Genomic DNA, 16210 nt, shown 5'->3' with positions numbered 1-16210 from the left:
ATTCTTGTTGCCTCTTCCAATTATAAAATCGGAGCTACAGATGTCTGCCCAGTCCCCGGTAGTTGATCGTGCCAGCGCGTTCATCGGTTTCACTGAGCTGGTGGCCTTGCTGCAAGCGGTGTTTGAAAAGCACGGTACCTCGCCCGAGGTTGCGGCGATCCTGGCGAACAATTGCGCCAGCGCCGAGCGCGACGGCGCCCACAGTCACGGCATCTTTCGCATGCCCGGCTACCTCAGCACGCTCGCCAGCGGCTGGGTGGACGGTCAGGCATTGCCTGTGGTGACGGACGTGGCCTCAGGTTTCGTGCGGGTAGACGCCTGCAATGGCTTTGCCCAACCGGCCCTGGCTGCCGCTCGCGCATTGCTGGTGGACAAGGCCCGCAGCGCCGGTATCGCGTTGCTGGCGATCCACAATTCCCACCATTTCGCCGCGCTGTGGCCAGACGTCGAGCCTTTTGCCGACGAAGGCCTGGTGGCCTTGAGCGTGGTCAACAGCATGACCTGTGTGGTGCCCCACGGCGCCGACCGGCCGCTGTTCGGCACCAACCCCATCGCCTTCGCCGCGCCACGCGCCGACGGCCCGCCGATCGTCTTCGACCTGGCCACCAGCGCCATTGCCCATGGCGACGTGCAGATCGCCGCGCGCAAGGGCGAACGCCTGCCGCCGGGCATGGGCGTGGACAGCCTGGGCCAACCGACCCAGGACCCGAAAGCCATCCTGGAAGGCGGCGCACTGCTGCCGTTCGGCGGGCACAAGGGCTCGGCCCTGTCGATGATGGTCGAGTTGCTGGCGGCCGCGTTAACCGGAGGGCATTTTTCGTTCGAGTTCAACTGGGCTGATCATCCGGGGGCGCGCACGCCCTGGACCGGCCAACTGCTGATTGTCATCGACCCGAGCAAGACGGCCGGGCAAAGCTTTGCAGCGCGCAGCCAGGAACTGGTGCGACAGATGCATGCGGTGGGGTTGCGGCGGTTGCCGGGGGACCGGCGGCATCGCACGCGGGCGAAGTCTGAGGAAACAGGGATAGAACTTGAAGTGCAGGATCTGCGGCAATTGCGCGAGTTGGCGGCGGGGTGAAAGGGGGCTGCGCCTTGCGCGCAGCCCACATTCGTCAGTTGCGGCGACCGAGCAACAGGCCTACCACCAGGCCAAAGCCTGCGGAAATGGCGACGGTCTGCCATGGGTGGCCACCGATATAGGTCTCGGTGGCATCCACCACCGGCTTGCTGCGCTCGCGTACGCTGGACACCGACTCCAGGGCTTGCTTGAGTTTGATGGCGACCTGCTCGCGCAGGGTTTCACCTTCCTCGCCCACCAGTGATGCGCTGCTCTTGAGCAGTTTGTCGGATTCTTCAATCAGCGCGGTCAGTTCGCTGAAAGCCTGATCCTTGATTTGTTCTTCGACGGCTTGGGCGGCGGTTTTGCGGGCCATGTGTGACTCCTTGCAAGTGGATGTGGCAGTGACCAATGGAGTATCGGGCGGCGGCAAAAGTTGCAGTTTATTTTGCCGGCTACCCGTTTGCGGCAAAATCGAAATCGGGTCCTTTCGACCTACAGTGTAAGATGTCACCTATTTGTGCAGCAGGTAATTCAACATGAGCTTCAATCTCGCCAACAAGACCCTCGCCGAACGCGCCGAGCTGGAAGATGAAAAGTCCCGTCTCTACGACCTGTGGCAAACCAACCTGGGCAAGGCCAAGGGCGAAGCCGCGCGGTTGTTCGGCGAGCGCGCCAAGCGCAAAGGCAAATGGGCCGAGTGGGTGCGCGCGGAACTTGACGGCATGTCGCCGCCGGAGTTTTCCAACATGGTACGCAGTGAAGTCAACAAGCTAATGGCGGCGGCTAAATAAAGCTCGCCTCGATTGCCTCGCGGACCTTCAGCAGCAACGGGTCGAGCTGGGCCTGGGTGCGCCAGCCCAGCTCCACTGGATAACGGGGCAACGCCAGCGGGCAGGGCAGGACGCGCAAACCGGTCAGGCGGGCGATGGCCTCAGCGGCATGCCCCGGAATCGTCGCCACCGCCGCACTGCCCTTGAGCAAAAACGCCAATGCCGCAAAATGGCTGGTAGACGCGCACACCTGGCGGCTCAGCCCTTGCGCCGCCAAGCCCTCATCGGTAATACCGATAAACCCGCCCGATGACACCAGCACATGGTCGCGCGCCACGAACTCCCTCAAGTCGATTTGTTGCTGGCCGGGCGCCAGGCTGTCGGCGTCCACCAGGCAGCGATAGTCACCTTCGCCGAGCACTTGCCGGCTCAGGCGTCGCTCGGCAAAACCGCCGGCGGTGATCGCCAGGTCCAGGCTGCGGTCGAGCAGGGCGTCGGCGACGATCTGACTGTGGGTCTGGCGGAAAATCACCCGCAGTTTCGGCAGGCGCTGTGCAACGCTGTCCATCAGGCGGCGGCCGTAGGCAATCTCGAAATCGTCAGACAGGCCCAGCACCACCGAGCGGCCCTGATAGTTCGGGCTCTGCGGATTGATCATCGCCAGGCTTTGCCGGCAGCGCTCCAGCGCCTCGCTGATCACCGGTTTGAGTTGGTTGGCGCGCACGGTCGGCGCCAGTCCACGCCCGGTCCGCACAAACAACTGATCGCCGTACAGCTCGCGCAAACGCCGCAAACCGGCGCTGATGGCCGATTGCGTGACCCCCAGGCGCAACGCCGCACGGCTGGCGCTGGACTCGTCATGCAGGGCTTCGAAGGTCTTGAGCAGGTTCAGGTCAACCTGCGCGATATTGATCTGGCTCATATCATTTAGCACTGAGGTGGGCTTTATTCATGATCCAGCCTGGCCGGAGAATGGGCAACCCCCACTGACTTGGAGTGACGTGATGCCTGTTTCTACCGTGGCTGCTTTACAAATGGGCTCGCTGCCGGGCGGCAAGGCTGAAACCCTTGCACAGATATTGGCCTATGAAGACCAGATCCAGCGCAGCGGCGCGCAACTGGTGGTGATGCCCGAGGCCCTGCTCGGCGGGTATCCGAAAGGCGAAGGGTTTGGCACCCAATTGGGGTACCGCCTGCCCGAGGGGCGTGAAGCCTTCGCACGCTACTTCGCCAACGCTATCGATGTGCCGGGTGTCGAGACCGATGTGCTGGCCGGGCTAGCCGCACGCACCGGTGCCAGCCTGGTACTCGGCGTGATTGAGCGCAGTGGCAGCACCTTGTATTGCACCGTGCTGTATGTCGAACCCACGGGCGGGCTCGTGGCCAAGCACCGCAAGCTGATGCCCACCGGCACCGAACGGCTGATCTGGGGCAAGGGCGATGGCTCGACGTTACCGGTGGTCGACACCGCAGTTGGGCGGATCGGCGGCGCGGTGTGCTGGGAAAACATGATGCCGCTGCTGCGCACCGCGATGTACGCCAAGGGGGTAGAGGTGTGGTGCGCGCCGACCGTGGACGAGCGCGAGATGTGGCAGGTGAGCATGCGCCACGTGGCCCATGAAGGGCGTTGCTTTGTGGTGAGCGCCTGCCAGGTACAGGCCTCGCCCGAGGCATTGGGCGTGGAGGTGGCCAACTGGCCGGCGGATCGCGCATTGATTGCCGGGGGCAGCGTGATTGTCGGGCCAATGGGCGACATTCTGGCCGGGCCGCTGGTGGGTGAGGCGGGACTGCTGACGGCGCGCATCGATACCGATGACTTGGTGCGGGCACGCTATGACTACGACGTAGTGGGGCATTACGCCCGGCCAGATGTTTTTGAGTTGACGGTGGACGAGCGCGCCAAGCCGGGTGTGCGCTACATCACTGACTAAACGCGATTAAAAATGTGGGAGGGGGCTTGCCCCCGATAGCGGTGGGTCAGCGGCAGATAGGCTGATTGACACACCGCCATCGGGGCATAGGTATCTACACAACTTTGTAGCAGCCTACGGTAACCACGATGCGAAGCGAGCCGCTCTTGATCTTGATCTTGCTCTTGATCTTAGGCGCCCCGTTAAACCACGCTGGCCGGAATTCGACAGTGATTTGGGGGGTAAACCGGCAGGGATGCCGGTTTAGCCGCCTCGCGCCATGGATGGCGCGTGGCGGCGGCCCCCCAAATCACTGTCGGATTACGGGCACACCGAGCCTAGGCGAGGTGCCGAGTGGTGGGGCAAGAGCGTTTTGCTCACTTTTGCGCTTTTCAAAAGTGAGCCGCCGTAAGGGCGGAACCCTAAGTCGCCTTTACCGCAGCAACGGATATGTACGCGCTCTGATCCAACATCCTGGTCGGCTGTCAGGCCGCCATCGGGGGCAAGCCCCTCCCACATTTGATGTCTACCGTTTGGGGGATTTGGATTCCAACCACTCTTCACGGGTCATTTCCCAAATATCCCGTGGGAAAGTGCCTGCAACAAATTCGCCCGCGTCCGTCTTGATCAGGCGCATGCCGGTGCGCTCTGAAATCCGCCGTGACCCCAGGTTCGGAGAAGCCTTGGGTACACGCAACACAGGGCGCTGGAGCACGCCAAACCAATAGTCAGTCACCGCGGCACTGGCTTCGGCCATCAAGCCTTGCCGCTGCCACTGCGGTGCCAGCCAGAACCCGCGGTTATTGTCTTCTTCATCCATCAAGCTGACATTGCCGATCAACTGTTCAGGCGCGCTTTTAAGACGGATCGACCAGTGCCATTCCTCACCGCGGAGCATGGCGGGCAGGGCCATGTGTTGCAGGAAGGTGCGCGCGCCATCTGCCGGATAAGGCCAGGGCACTTGCGCGTTGAGGTAGCGCACCACCTCCCAATGGGCAAATTGCTGCTGGATCGCCTCGGCATCGTCAAGAACCAGCGGACGCAGAATCAAGCGTTCGGTGAACAGTGTCGGCTGCATGCGCTTCACCAAGTAGCCGTATTCGGCAAATCCAGCGTGCCACGCTCGACAAAGCGCATCGTGCCAAACAAGCCTCCCGCCAGTTTGCCGCGCAGTACATACGGCAGGTTGTTCAAGCTCTGGGTCTGGCTCAGGCCCAGGGTCTGGCGCAGCACGGTAAACGCCGAAACGCTGACCGGCACCATCAGCACGGTCTCGGAAAACCTCGGGATGCTGCCGGCTTGGTCGCTCACCCCCGAGGCCAGTGGCCGGCCGTTGACCTCCAGGTCCAGGGCCACGCCGTTGTAGTCGATCGCCGTTTCATTGGGGTTCTGCACCCGCAGTTTCACGGCGAAGCGTACTTCCAGGTCCTGGCTTTGCAGCGGTTCGATGCCGACCACGTTGATGTTGACGGGGTCGCGCTGGGGGAATAGCGCGCAGGCGCTCAAGGTCAGCAGCAACAGCGATAGAACCATGAGCTTGCGCATCTGAACGTGCTCCTACTGTTTCGTGACGTCCGGGTCCTGCATGACCTTGAGGGTCGAGGACTCCGGATCAAATTCATCTTCGTGCAGTTCTATGAACTCTTCGGGCAGGAAAATGTTCAGCAGAATGGCACAGAACGCGCCGACGGTGATCGGGGACTCGAAGATGTTGTGCAGCGCCTTGGGCAGTTCGCGCAGCACCTCCGGCACGGCGGCCACGCCCAGGCCCATGCCGAGGGAAATCGCCACGATCAGCACATTGCGTCGATGCAGCCCGGCTTCGGCGAGGATCTTGATACCGGCCACGGCCACGGTGCCGAACATGATCAGGGTCGCGCCGCCCAGCACCGGCTTGGGCATCAGTTGCAGCACCGCGCCGATCATCGGGAACAGCCCCAGCAGCACCAGCAGGCCGGCGATGAAGTAGGCCACGTAGCGGCTGGCGACGCCGGTCAGTTGGATCACGCCGTTGTTCTGGGCGAACGTCACCATCGGCAGGCTGTTGAAGGTGGCCGCCATGGCCGAGTTGAGCCCGTCGGCCAGCAGGCCGGACTTGATGCGCTTGATGTACAGCGGGCCCTTGACCGGCTGCTGTGAAATCATCGAGTTGGCGGTCAGATCCCCGGCGGCCTCCAGCGGCGAAATCAGGAAGATCACCGCCACCGGGATAAACGCCACCCAGTCGAACGAGAACCCGTACTTGAACGGCACCGGCACGCTGATCAAGGGCACCTGGGGCAGGGCGGTCATGTCCACACGGCCGAGCATCCACGCCACGACAAAGCCCAGCGTCAGGCCGATCACGATCGAACCCAGGCGCAGGAACGGGTTGTTAAAGCGGTTGAGCACCACGATGGTCAGCAGCACCAACGCCGCCAGGCCCATGTTACTGGCGGCGCCCAGGTCGCTCGCGCCAAAGCCACCGGCCATGTCGGTGACCGCCACTTTGATCAGCGACAAGCCCATCAAGGTGATGATGGTGCCGGTGACCACTGGCGTAATCAGCTTGCGCAGCTTGCCAATGAACTGGCTGAGCGCCACTTCGATAAACGCCGCAAAAAAGCAGATGCCAAAGATCGTCGAGAGGATTTCATCGGTGCCGCCGCCACGGGCCTTGACCATGAACCCGGCGCTCAGAATCACACTGATAAACGAAAAGCTGGTGCCCTGCAGGCATAACAGGCCCGAGCCGATAGGGCCGAAGGTACGCGCCTGCACAAAGGTGCCGAGCCCCGACACGAACAGCGCCATGCTCACCAGATAGGGCACTTCGCTCTCCAGGCCCAGCACGCCACCGACGATCAGGGTTGGCGTGATGATGCCGACGAAGCTCGCCAGCACATGCTGCAAGGCGGCAAACATCGCCGCGGTGAAGTGAGGGCGGTCTTCCAGGCCGTAGATCAGGTCGGATTTATAGCGCGGGCGGGGGGCTTGAGCGTCAGACAAAATGAGGGCTCGGGTCAGAAAATGGAGGCGCAGGATGCCAGAAACCGCCGGTTGCCTGAAGTGTAAAAAAATATTTATGAAAGCCCTGCATTAAATCCCCAGGCGTGCCGATATCTCCTATAGGACCACCTATCAATAACAACAGGGGGTGGCCAAGGTCTGGGCAGCGCGTTGTCGCTGGCCGATCGTTTCGCGGCAGGGATGCTCGCAAACACTATTTCTGAGAGCCGCCCTTATGTCCCTCCGTCATCTGAATATTGCCCCTCGAGCATTCCTCGGTTTCGCCTTCATTGCGCTGTTAGTGGTGATATTGGGCGTGTTTGCGGTCACCCGCATGTCGCAAATGCGCCAAGCCTCGATGGACATGAGCGCCAACCAGTTACCCAGCGTGACGTACCTGAGCACCATCACCGAAAACGTGCTGCGCCTGCGCATCCTGTCGTTCCGCGTGCTGGTCAACCGTGAACCGGCCAGTCTGCAGGAAGCCCAGGTACGCATCGGCGTCTTGGCCGACAAGGTCAAGACTGCCCAGGCCGGGTATGCCGCGTTACCCGCAGGGCCGGAAGAGCTGACGGTGTACAAGGCCTTTGGTGTCACCCTGGACAATTACCTCAAGGCCCAGGCCGATATGTTGGCGCTGTCAGAGCAAGGCAAGGTCGATGACATGCGCGCGCTGATCAACAGCCGGATCAAGGAGGGCACCGACCAGATGGGCGAGCAGTTGAACAAGCTGATCGCCATCAATACCGCGGACGCCAAGACTGCTGATGCCGAGGCCGGGCAAAGTTATGAGGGCGCGATCGCCGGTGTGATCGGGGTGTCCGTCGCCGCCGCGCTGCTCACCGTACTGCTCGCCTGGTTGCTGACCCGCAGCATTGTCACACCGCTGCGCAAGGCCGTGGAAGTGGCCGAAACCATTGCCGCCGGCAACCTCAGCAAAGCCATCGAAGACGATGGCAAGGACGAACCGGCGCGCTTGCTCGGTGCGTTGGCGAGCATGCAAACCAACCTGCGCCAGACTATCCAGCATATCGCCGGTTCGGCCACGCAGTTGGCCTCGGCGGCGGAAGAACTGAGTGCCGTCACCGAAGAGGCGTCCCGTGGGCTGCAGCAGCAGAACAACGAAATCGACCAGGCGGCAACCGCGGTCAACGAGATGACAGCGGCCGTAGAAGAGGTGGCGCGCAACGCGGTGTCCACCTCCGAAGCGTCCGGCCAGTCCAACCAGGCGGCTCGGGAAGGCCGTGACCGGGTAGTTGAGACCGTCGGAGCGATCCAGACCATGACCCAGGACGTGCAAAACACGGCAGCGATGATCGAAGGGTTGGCGACGCAAGGGCGTGATATCGGCAAGGTGCTGGACGTGATCCGCGCGATTGCCGAGCAGACCAACCTACTGGCGCTCAACGCCGCAATTGAAGCGGCGCGTGCCGGTGAAGCCGGGCGTGGCTTTGCGGTGGTTGCCGACGAAGTGCGCGCGCTGGCCCATCGTACTGCGCAGTCCACCCAGGAGATCGAGAAGATGGTCGCCGGCATCCAGAACGGCACCGGTGAAGCCGTGCAGTCCATGCAACAAAGCAATCAGCGCACCCAGCACACCCTGGAGCTGGCCCGCGCCGCGGGTGTGTCGCTGGAACAGATCACCCAGTCGATCAGCCTGATCAACGAACGCAACCTGGTGATCGCCAGCGCTTCGGAAGAGCAGGCTCAGGTGTCGCGCGAGGTGGACCGCAACCTGGTGAACATCCGTGACCTGGCGACCCAGTCGGCGGCAGGCGCCAACCAGACCAGCGCGGCCAGCCACGAGCTGTCGCGGTTGGCGGTGGACTTGAATGCAATGGTGGCCAGGTTCGTTATCTAGAAGCTGAAATGCAATCCAGATGTGGGAGGGGCTTGCCCTGATGCCATTGTAGGAGCGAGCTTGCTCGCGAAGAACTCAGGGGCCCTGGGTTCATTCAGAATGAACGTGTTGCCTAGACGTTTTTCGCGAGCAAGCTCGCTCCTACAGTGATAGGGCTCGCCCCTTATTTCCAGGCGGCTGCGTTCACTAGGTTCTGCGGCCGCTCTCCGGCCAACGCCTGCAGCAGATTATCCACCGCACACTTGGCCATTGCTTCGCGTGTCTCATGGGTCGCCGACCCTATGTGCGGCGTGGCCACTACGTTGTTCAAGCGCAGCAGCGGCGATGCGTGATCGAGCGGTTCTTTCTCGAACACATCCAACCCCGCCGCACGAATGATGCGCTGCTGCAACGCCTCGACCAGCGCGGCCTCATCCACTACCTTGCCCCTGGAGATATTGATAAAGATCGTCTCCGGCCCCATCAACGCGAATTCTTCAGCGCCAATCAGCTTTTCGGTTTCTGCCGTCAACGGCAAGGTCAGGCAGACAAAATCGGCCTCTTTAAGCAATTGCGGCAAGCTGCGGTACTGCGCGCCAAAGCGTGTTTCCACCGCCGGCTTGGGCGAGTGGCTGTGATAGATCACCGGCATGCCGAAACCAAAGTGCCCGCGCTGGGCCAGGGCTTCGCCGATGCGGCCCATGCCGATGATCCCCAGGGTTTTGCCATGTACGTCGCTGCCAAAGTGCGCCGGGCCGATGTTCTTGTTCCATTGGCCGGCGCGCACCATGTCGGCCAGTTCCACCACGCGCCGGGCGGTGGCCAGGATCAGTGCGAAGCCGGTGTCGGCGGTGGTTTCGGTGAGCACATCCGGTGTGTTGCTGAGCAGGATGCCGCGCTGGGTGAGGTAGTCGATATCGTAGTTGTCCACCCCCACCGAAACGCTCGCCACCGCCTCCAGTTTCGGCGCCAGGTCAAGCAGCTTGGCGTCCAGGCGCAGGCTGGCGCCCAGCAGGCCGTGGGCATCGGGCAGGGCGTCGCGCAGTTGGGCCAGGCCGGTCTCGTCGAGTGTGTCGATCAAGGTCACGTTGGCATGCTCATGCAGGCGGGCCATCAGCGGCGCGGAGAGTTTCTTGTATAGAACCACGGATTTTTTCATCAGGAATTCGCCTTCATTTCGAGAGTAGCCAGGGGCTCGCGCACGCGGTCGCTGGCGCCGGGCTTGAGGAAAATCGTCAGCACCACCGACAGCATCAACGCACCGCTCATCAGCAGGTACGAAGCCCCCGGCGACCCTGTGCTGCTATTGAGGTACCCGACCAGGTACGAACCGCCGAACGAGCCCAGCGCGCCCATGCTGTTGATCAGCGCCATGGCGCCGCCGGCGACGTTGGCCGGCAGAATTTCCGGGACGATGGCGAAGAACGGGCCGTACGGTGCATACATGCACGCCCCGGCGATCACCAGCAGGGTGTAGGACCACCAGAAGTGCTCGGCACCGAGCGCGTAGGAGGCATAGAACGCAATGGAGGCAATCAGCAGCGGCGGCCACACGAAGCGTTTGCGCTTTTGCAGCTTGTCCGAGCCCCAGGACACCACCAGCATGCCGATCACGGCGGCGAGGTAAGGCAGGGCCGACAGCCAGCCAGCTTCGACCATGTCCATCTTCAAGCCGGCCTTGAGAATCGACGGCAGCCACAGCACAAAGCCATACACGCCAATGCTCCAGCAGAAGAACTGCAGCGCGAGGATGATTACCTTCGGCGAGCGGAACGCTTCGCCATAATTCTTCACCGCCTTGATGCCCACCTGTTCGGCGGCGAGGGCACTTTCCAGGCTGCGCTTTTCGCTGTCGCTCAGCCACTTGGCATCCTTGGGGCGCTCATCGGCCAGCTTCCACCAGATAAATGCCCAGATCACCGCCGGCAAGCCCTCGATGATGAACATCCAGCGCCAGCTGAAATGCTGCACCAGATAACCCGAGACCACCGACATCCACAGCATCGTCACTGGGTTGCCGAGGATCAGGAAGGTGTTGGCCCGCGAACGTTCCGCACGGGTGAACCAGTGGCACAGGTACACCAGCATCGCGGGCATCACTGCGGCTTCGACCACCCCGAGCATAAAGCGAATGGCGATCAGCATGTAGGCGTTGGAGACCACGCCGGTCAACGTGGCCAGGGCGCCCCAGAGGATCAGGCTGACGAAAATCAGTTTCTTGACGCTGCGCTTTTGCGCGTAGATCGCCCCCGGCACTTGGAAGAAAAAGTAGCCAAGGAAAAACAGCGCGCCGAGCAGGGACGACATGCCCGGGGTGATCATCAGGTCTTCGGCCATCCCGGAGGCGGCGGCGAAGCCATAGTTGGCGCGGTCCAGGTACGCCAGGCTGTAGGTGATAAATACGATAGGCATGATGTACCACCAACGGCGGGTGGCGAGTTTCACGGTTTCCATGAGGTTGCTCCTGAGCTTGTTGTAGTTGTGGCAACAGGTAGTGGGTCAGGCAACGGATCGGCTGGGTAATTCTGCGCGGGTGGGCAGCCCTTCCATATCGCCACGGCTCTGTACGGCGCGGCTGCCGATCCAGTTACCGCGCTGTACCGCCTCCGGAAAACTCAAGTTTTCCAGCAGGGCGCTGATCATGCCCACGGCAAAACCGTCACCGGCGCCCACGGTGTCGACCACCTTGTCCACGCGCACGGCGGCAACGAAACCCTGGTCCATCTGGGTGCGGTAATAAGCGCCGTCGGGCCCGAGTTTGATCGCCACGGCTTCGGCGCCCTGGTCGAGGTAGAACGCGGCAATGTCCGCCGGGTCGTCGAAGCCGGTGAGCAGGCGGCCTTCGCTGAGGCCGGGCAATACCCAGTCCGCCAGGCTGGCCAATGCGTTGATTTCGCGGATCATCCGGGTTTCGCTGGCCCACAGTGACGGGCGCAGGTTCGGGTCGAACGACACGCTGCGACCGGCCTGGCGCATCTGCGTCATCAGCGCCACCGACAGCTCGCGGGTGGCCTCGGACAGCGCCGGCGGAATTCCGGTGGCATGCAGGTGGCGGGCTTGCAGCAGCGCCGGGGTAATCGCCGAAACCGACAAATGGCTGGCCGCCGAGCCTTTGCGGAAGTACTCCACCTGAGGGTCGGCGCCGGCGTCTTCGCGGGACTTGAGTTGAAAACCGGTGGGATGCATGGGGTCGACGGCCACATGGCGACAATCCAGGCCTTCGCGGGCCAGGGTGTCGACCACGAAGCGTCCGAGCGAATCGTGACCCACTCGGCTCAACCACGCCACGTTGAAACCCAGGCGCGAAAGGCCAATCGCGACATTGCTGTCGGCGCCCGCAATGCGTTTGTGAAACTGAGCGACCTGAGCCAGATCACCGGTCTGTTCGGCGACAAACATCGCCATGGTCTCGCCAAACGACAGAATATCGATCTCAGACATGGGTATTCTCCACGCGGGGTTGGCCAAGGCAGGCGAGGGCGGCGACCTGTTGCGCGGTGACTTGGATCAGGTCATCGCCCTGCAGCGGGTATTCCACTGCCCGGGTAATACCTTGGGTCATGTGCGTGAGCAGTTGTTCCCACAGATGCAGGTCGGTGGCGCCAGGCGGCTGGGCCACCAGCTTGCCGTCCGCGCGACGGGCCACCGCTTTGCAGTGCAGGTAGTCCACATGCCGGCCCAGCAGGCGCGCGGCGGTGAGGGCGGATTGGTCCTGCCACTGCCAGTTGCCGATGTCGAAGGTCATCTTCACCGGCAGGCCTAGGCGTTCGACCTCGGTGAAAAACCGTTGCATGGGTTCGATCCGCCCGCCGTGCAAGGTCTGGTCATTTTCCACCAGCAGCTGGACTGGGTGGCGATTGAGCAGGGCGTGCAGGCTTTCGAGGTCGTTGGTATCGGTGAAGTAACCCAGGGACACTTTCAGCCAGCGCGAACCGAAGGCCTGGGCGCGGTCGAGGGTGGCGGCGAGGTCGGCATTGGGCTGGGCACGGCCTGCGACCCACAGCTCCAAGGGAGATGAGAATACGGACACCATGCCCTTTTCGGCGGCGGCCTCGGCCAGTTCGGCAGGTTGCTCTGCAGTCAGCAACTCCTCACGCCATTCGATGCGCCGGGCACCGGCAGCGTGCAGCAGCGCAACGAAACTCAATTGGCCCTGCTGGCGGACCAGCTCGGCGCCGTAGCTGGAAAGGCTGATGGAGACGGGATATTCATGCATTGTTGTTTACCTCTGAAACCGGTTTCATTTTTATGCGCAGAGCGAAATGTGGGAGGGGGCTTGCTCCCGATAGCGGCGGGTCAGCTACAGGTAAGCTGACTGACAGACCGCAATCGGGGGCAAGCCCCCTCCCACAGGGAGTTGGGTGGAGCCGCGAATGATCAGTTTGGGCAGGAAATCGAGGGTGCGAGTGGGGGCTGTGTCACCGCGCAAGCGCTTGAGCAGGCAGTCAAAAGCACTGGCACCGATCGCCTCTGTGGGCTGGGCGAGCGCCGTGATGCCGCTGCCCACCAGCGGATACCAGTCGAGGTCATCCAGGGCAATCAGGCCGATATCGTCGAACAGGTGGCAGCCCAGCGCCTTGAGCGCGCGGGTGCACGCCAGCGCAGCCACGCCGTTGGCGCAGAACAACGCTTTGCGCCCGGGTTTGGCCAGGAAGGTTTGCAGATGGTCTTCCAGCGCGTCGTCCAGCTCCAGGACGGCGCCGTTCACGTGCGGGCGCAGGGCGACCTCAGCCTGGAAACTGTGCAGGCGTTCCAACCGTGAACTGGTGCCGTCAGTGGCCTCGCTCACCAGCAGCAGCTCGCGATAACCCTGCTGCTCAAGATGCTCCAGCGCCATCCGCACCGCCGCCGGGTTGTCCAGCCCCACCAGGTCGCTGTGCAGCGGTTCGACCTTGCGGTCCACCAGCACCAGGGGCATTTCCCGTTGCAGTTCCAGCAGTTGGTCAAGGTGATGGCCGAGGGTGTTCACGATCAGACCTTCGATGTTGTAAGCGCGCAGCGCGGCCAGGTGCTGGCGCTCTTGCTCGTCATCGCGGTCGGTGTTGCACACCACCAGGCTGTAGCCGTGCTGGCGGCAGGCGGTTTCGACGCCGTGCATCACGGCAATGGAATAGGGGTTGCGGATATCGGCCACTAACATGCCGATCAGGCGGGTGCGCCCGCGTTTGAGGCCACGGGCCATCTGGTTGGGGCGGTAGCCGAGCTGCTCGATGGCTTGCTCGATGCGCAGGGCAATCGCGTCAGAGAGCAGGGCGCGGTCATCGCCGATAAAGCGCGACACGCTGGCCTTGGACACACCGGCGCGCTCGGCCACATCGAGCATGGTCACGCGGCTGCGCTGGGCGGCGGAGAATGAAGTCACGGTGGTTGGACCTTTTTATTGAAATCAAGGGATTCAGATGCGCTAACACGCGCTATGAAACCGGTTTCAGCAAACACTATACCCGACCGTCCCGTCAAGAGCAGGTGACGCTTATCCTACCGGTTGTCCTGAGCGGATTCCGACGAGTGGCACGTAGATCCTGTTACTTCTGACAGTATTCGCGGTGGGCATTTGAGCGCTTAATTCTCGCCAGTACTCTTACGAGGAAAGCGAAAAATGGCCCGCTCAACAAATTCACTTGCACCACCTGGCGTATTGTCCACCAAGGGAGGGAAGGCCAGGATATTGCCGATGTTTGACGAAGTGGTGGGAGTCGATCCTTCCGATCCGGAAGGGTTGATACCTTTGGCAGTGTCGTTGCTCCCACTGGACTGTCGTATTGCCCGGTGGATACCTGGTCCCTCGAATGGCAGGACCCATACCCTCAAGCTGTGGTGGCGCGTGCGTGGCGTGGACGTCGAAGCGGATTCCCAGGCGTTTACCGGGCCGCTGGATCCGTCACTTTTTCCGTACTCGTTGCATATCCCTATTGATTTTATGCGGGAAATCGATGCGGTGGTGGAGGCTTATTATACGGTGACGGATGAGGGCGGTACCGTGACGCCATCGCTCCCTCTTACGTTGACGGTGGATAACAACCCGCCCAGGTTCCAGCATCCGGACGACAAGGCGCGTTTTGTTGACCCGGCAATAGAACTGTCCGGAATCACCGAAGCCGTGCTGGCCGACAACCCGTTTATCGAGGTCGAGGTACCGGGCTATGTCGGCCGAGCAGGTCGTGATCGCGTCGGCTATTACCTGAGCAACAACACGCCACCGTTTCCGTCCATTCAGACGGGCAGCCAGGAATTTTCGTTGACCTCCGACCCTCTGATTCTCAGGATTCCCGCCGAGCATTTTCGTGGACTGAGTAACGGGACCGCCTATCTGCAATATCGCTTATATGATCGCGGCGGAAACTTTACGTTGGCGTTCAGCGCCCCGATGGATTTTCCGGTCAATCTCATTGCTGATCCTAGCAAATTGCCTCCACCTGATATTCGTCCTCCGGCCTATCTTGATTCTCTGATCAAACGTGACGATGCTCGTGCGATTGTCGCGGCGCGAATTCCGCACCAGTACGACGATTTTGTACCGGGCGACAGCGTCGTGATGATCTGGGGCGGTCGTCCTGTGCTGCCTGCGCAGCCCATTACCGGGTTTCCGTTTTCGGTAGAGATACCCTGGGATATTTTGCGCGGTCCTGACCCTCTGGCGCTTGTCGAGGACGAAGTCAGGTACGAGATTCATCGCTCTGGGCGCCCGGCAGTGCCATCCCCGTCAAGTTTTTTCTGGGTCAACTTGACCATCGCCGGGCAGGACCATGCCAATGCGCCCGCACTGCTTAATACCACGTTGGCGCTGGTGGACGTGCTCGGCAAAGGGTCAGGATTACACAATGAACTCGATTTTAGTGATGCGGTTGCGGGCGCTGAGGTATGGGTACGTCTCTACCACAACCCTGTAGCGGGAGAGCGGCTCGAGCTGAATTGGAACGGCACAGGGTCCGTGGCTCACTACGAGGTACAACCTGGGGATGTAGCCGGCCAGTTGGTCCAGTTTACGGATGTGCCCGGTAGTGTGATTGTCGGCGGAGGCAATCGACCGGACTTGCCGGTGTATTACACCACCAGTAACGGGGTCAATGACCAACACTCAGACACGACACCCGTCAATGTTCATGCAGCGCCGTTAATTCAGTTTGACGCACCGCTAATAGAACACACCCTGCATGGCGGAGCTGGCTACCTTACTTGCCAATCTCAACCTGCTATCTGTCATGGCGTGTACTGGTTTATACGCGACGACGTTAAATTTCAAACGGGTGATAAAATTCAGTTTTTTTGGCAAGGCTTTTTACAAAACAACTGGAGCGAGCCCATTGACGGTACTGACTTCACTGTGACCGTCGATTATGTACCGAACGGTCAGGCAATCAGGGTGTGGCCATGGGATACGAAGATTGAGCCGATGCGTCGCTTCGCGTCGGCGACCGCCACTTTTTTCGTGCTTCGTGGTGGTGCGGCGATAGGCCTGTCTGGACAGGGTCGCGTACGCATTGATCGCGTATTTCCAGGCAGCGCAGCGGTTTGCCAACGCGGCGATGTCGGTTTTTGTGATTCGTTGATCGATGAGTGCCCGGGCAAGTAGTGGATGACTGTCGGGCGTCAGTCCAGCAGCGTTGTGTGAGTAAGCCTGAATATATAACCCGGCCGTTGA

The 16210-nt window shown here is 61.6% G+C and carries 15 protein-coding genes; 5 read left to right on the top strand and 10 right to left on the bottom strand.

Annotation, left to right across the window (positions count from 1 at the left end; translation table 11 throughout):
- Positions 1-40: 40 nt before the first annotated feature.
- Complete coding sequence (locus QF045_RS17400; protein ID WP_306493308.1) at positions 41-1078, top strand: Ldh family oxidoreductase; 1038 nt, start codon at positions 41-43, stop codon at positions 1076-1078.
- A 34-nt stretch (positions 1079-1112) separates the two neighbouring features.
- On the opposite strand, the gene QF045_RS17395 is transcribed toward QF045_RS17400, so the two are convergent.
- Positions 1113-1433: a YqjD family protein gene (locus QF045_RS17395; RefSeq protein WP_058411252.1), complete on the bottom strand. Its 321-nt coding sequence runs from the start codon at positions 1431-1433 to the stop codon at positions 1113-1115.
- Between the two features lie 163 nt (positions 1434-1596).
- Between QF045_RS17395 and QF045_RS17390 the strand changes: the two genes are divergently transcribed.
- A complete protein-coding gene (locus QF045_RS17390) occupies positions 1597-1851 on the top strand; it encodes a hypothetical protein (protein ID WP_003190904.1) in 255 nt (84 codons plus the stop codon).
- On the opposite strand, the gene QF045_RS17385 is transcribed toward QF045_RS17390, so the two are convergent.
- Positions 1844-2752 (bottom strand): LysR family transcriptional regulator, encoded by a 909-nt coding sequence (locus QF045_RS17385; protein WP_306493307.1) that lies wholly within the window; start codon positions 2750-2752, stop codon positions 1844-1846. The two genes, QF045_RS17390 and QF045_RS17385, sit on opposite strands and share 8 nt — an antisense overlap.
- A gap of 82 nt (positions 2753-2834) precedes the next feature.
- On the opposite strand from QF045_RS17385, the gene QF045_RS17380 reads away from it, so the two are divergent.
- Positions 2835-3761: a carbon-nitrogen hydrolase family protein gene (locus QF045_RS17380; protein WP_306493306.1), complete on the top strand. Its 927-nt coding sequence runs from the start codon at positions 2835-2837 to the stop codon at positions 3759-3761.
- A 505-nt stretch (positions 3762-4266) separates the two neighbouring features.
- Here QF045_RS17380 and QF045_RS17375 read toward each other — a convergent pair.
- From QF045_RS17375 to QF045_RS17365, 3 genes are read right to left on the bottom strand one after another with little or no spacing between them, the layout of a single operon-like run.
- On the bottom strand, positions 4267-4818 hold the full coding sequence (locus QF045_RS17375) for a GNAT family N-acetyltransferase (RefSeq protein WP_306493305.1): 552 nt from the start codon (positions 4816-4818) through the stop codon (positions 4267-4269).
- Between the two features lie 5 nt (positions 4819-4823).
- Positions 4824-5285, bottom strand: coding sequence for an LEA type 2 family protein (locus tag QF045_RS17370; protein WP_124386951.1), 462 nt, complete (start codon positions 5283-5285; stop codon positions 4824-4826).
- Between the two features lie 12 nt (positions 5286-5297).
- On the bottom strand, positions 5298-6728 hold the full coding sequence (locus tag QF045_RS17365; RefSeq protein ID WP_306493304.1) for a nucleobase:cation symporter-2 family protein: 1431 nt from the start codon (positions 6726-6728) through the stop codon (positions 5298-5300).
- A gap of 235 nt (positions 6729-6963) precedes the next feature.
- Here QF045_RS17365 and QF045_RS17360 point away from each other — a divergent pair, with 235 nt between their 5' ends.
- Positions 6964-8589, top strand: a complete 1626-nt coding sequence (locus QF045_RS17360) for a methyl-accepting chemotaxis protein (RefSeq protein WP_306493303.1) — start codon at positions 6964-6966, stop codon at positions 8587-8589.
- Between the two features lie 163 nt (positions 8590-8752).
- On the opposite strand, the gene QF045_RS17355 is transcribed toward QF045_RS17360, so the two are convergent.
- The 5 genes from QF045_RS17355 to QF045_RS17335 all read right to left on the bottom strand — a co-directional run bounded on the left by QF045_RS17355 (position 8753) and on the right by QF045_RS17335 (position 13930).
- Positions 8753-9727 carry an NAD(P)-dependent oxidoreductase gene (locus QF045_RS17355; RefSeq protein ID WP_306493302.1) on the bottom strand — a complete coding sequence of 325 codons (975 nt, stop codon included), beginning with the start codon at positions 9725-9727 and terminating at the stop codon, positions 8753-8755.
- On the bottom strand, positions 9727-11022 hold the full coding sequence (locus tag QF045_RS17350; RefSeq protein WP_306493301.1) for an MFS transporter: 1296 nt from the start codon (positions 11020-11022) through the stop codon (positions 9727-9729). Before QF045_RS17350 ends, QF045_RS17355 begins: the two co-directional genes overlap by 1 nt.
- 45 nt (positions 11023-11067) lie before the next feature.
- A complete protein-coding gene (locus QF045_RS17345) occupies positions 11068-12009 on the bottom strand; it encodes a sugar kinase (protein WP_306493300.1) in 942 nt (313 codons plus the stop codon).
- Positions 12002-12784, bottom strand: coding sequence for a sugar phosphate isomerase/epimerase (locus tag QF045_RS17340; protein ID WP_306493299.1), 783 nt, complete (start codon positions 12782-12784; stop codon positions 12002-12004). Before QF045_RS17340 ends, QF045_RS17345 begins: the two co-directional genes overlap by 8 nt.
- 84 nt (positions 12785-12868) lie before the next feature.
- Entirely contained in the window at positions 12869-13930 is a 1062-nt protein-coding gene (locus tag QF045_RS17335) for a LacI family DNA-binding transcriptional regulator (protein ID WP_306493298.1), read from the bottom strand.
- A gap of 312 nt (positions 13931-14242) precedes the next feature.
- On the opposite strand from QF045_RS17335, the gene QF045_RS17330 reads away from it, so the two are divergent.
- Positions 14243-16141 (top strand): hypothetical protein, encoded by a 1899-nt coding sequence (locus tag QF045_RS17330; protein ID WP_306493297.1) that lies wholly within the window; start codon positions 14243-14245, stop codon positions 16139-16141.
- Positions 16142-16210 lie beyond the last annotated feature (69 nt).

It is taken from the genome of Pseudomonas sp. W4I3 (assembly GCF_030816195.1).
In the GTDB taxonomy this organism is placed as follows: Bacteria; Pseudomonadota; Gammaproteobacteria; order Pseudomonadales; family Pseudomonadaceae; genus Aquipseudomonas.
Note: the sequence above shows the minus strand (reverse complement) of the source record. Positions and strands in the feature narration are given on the sequence as shown.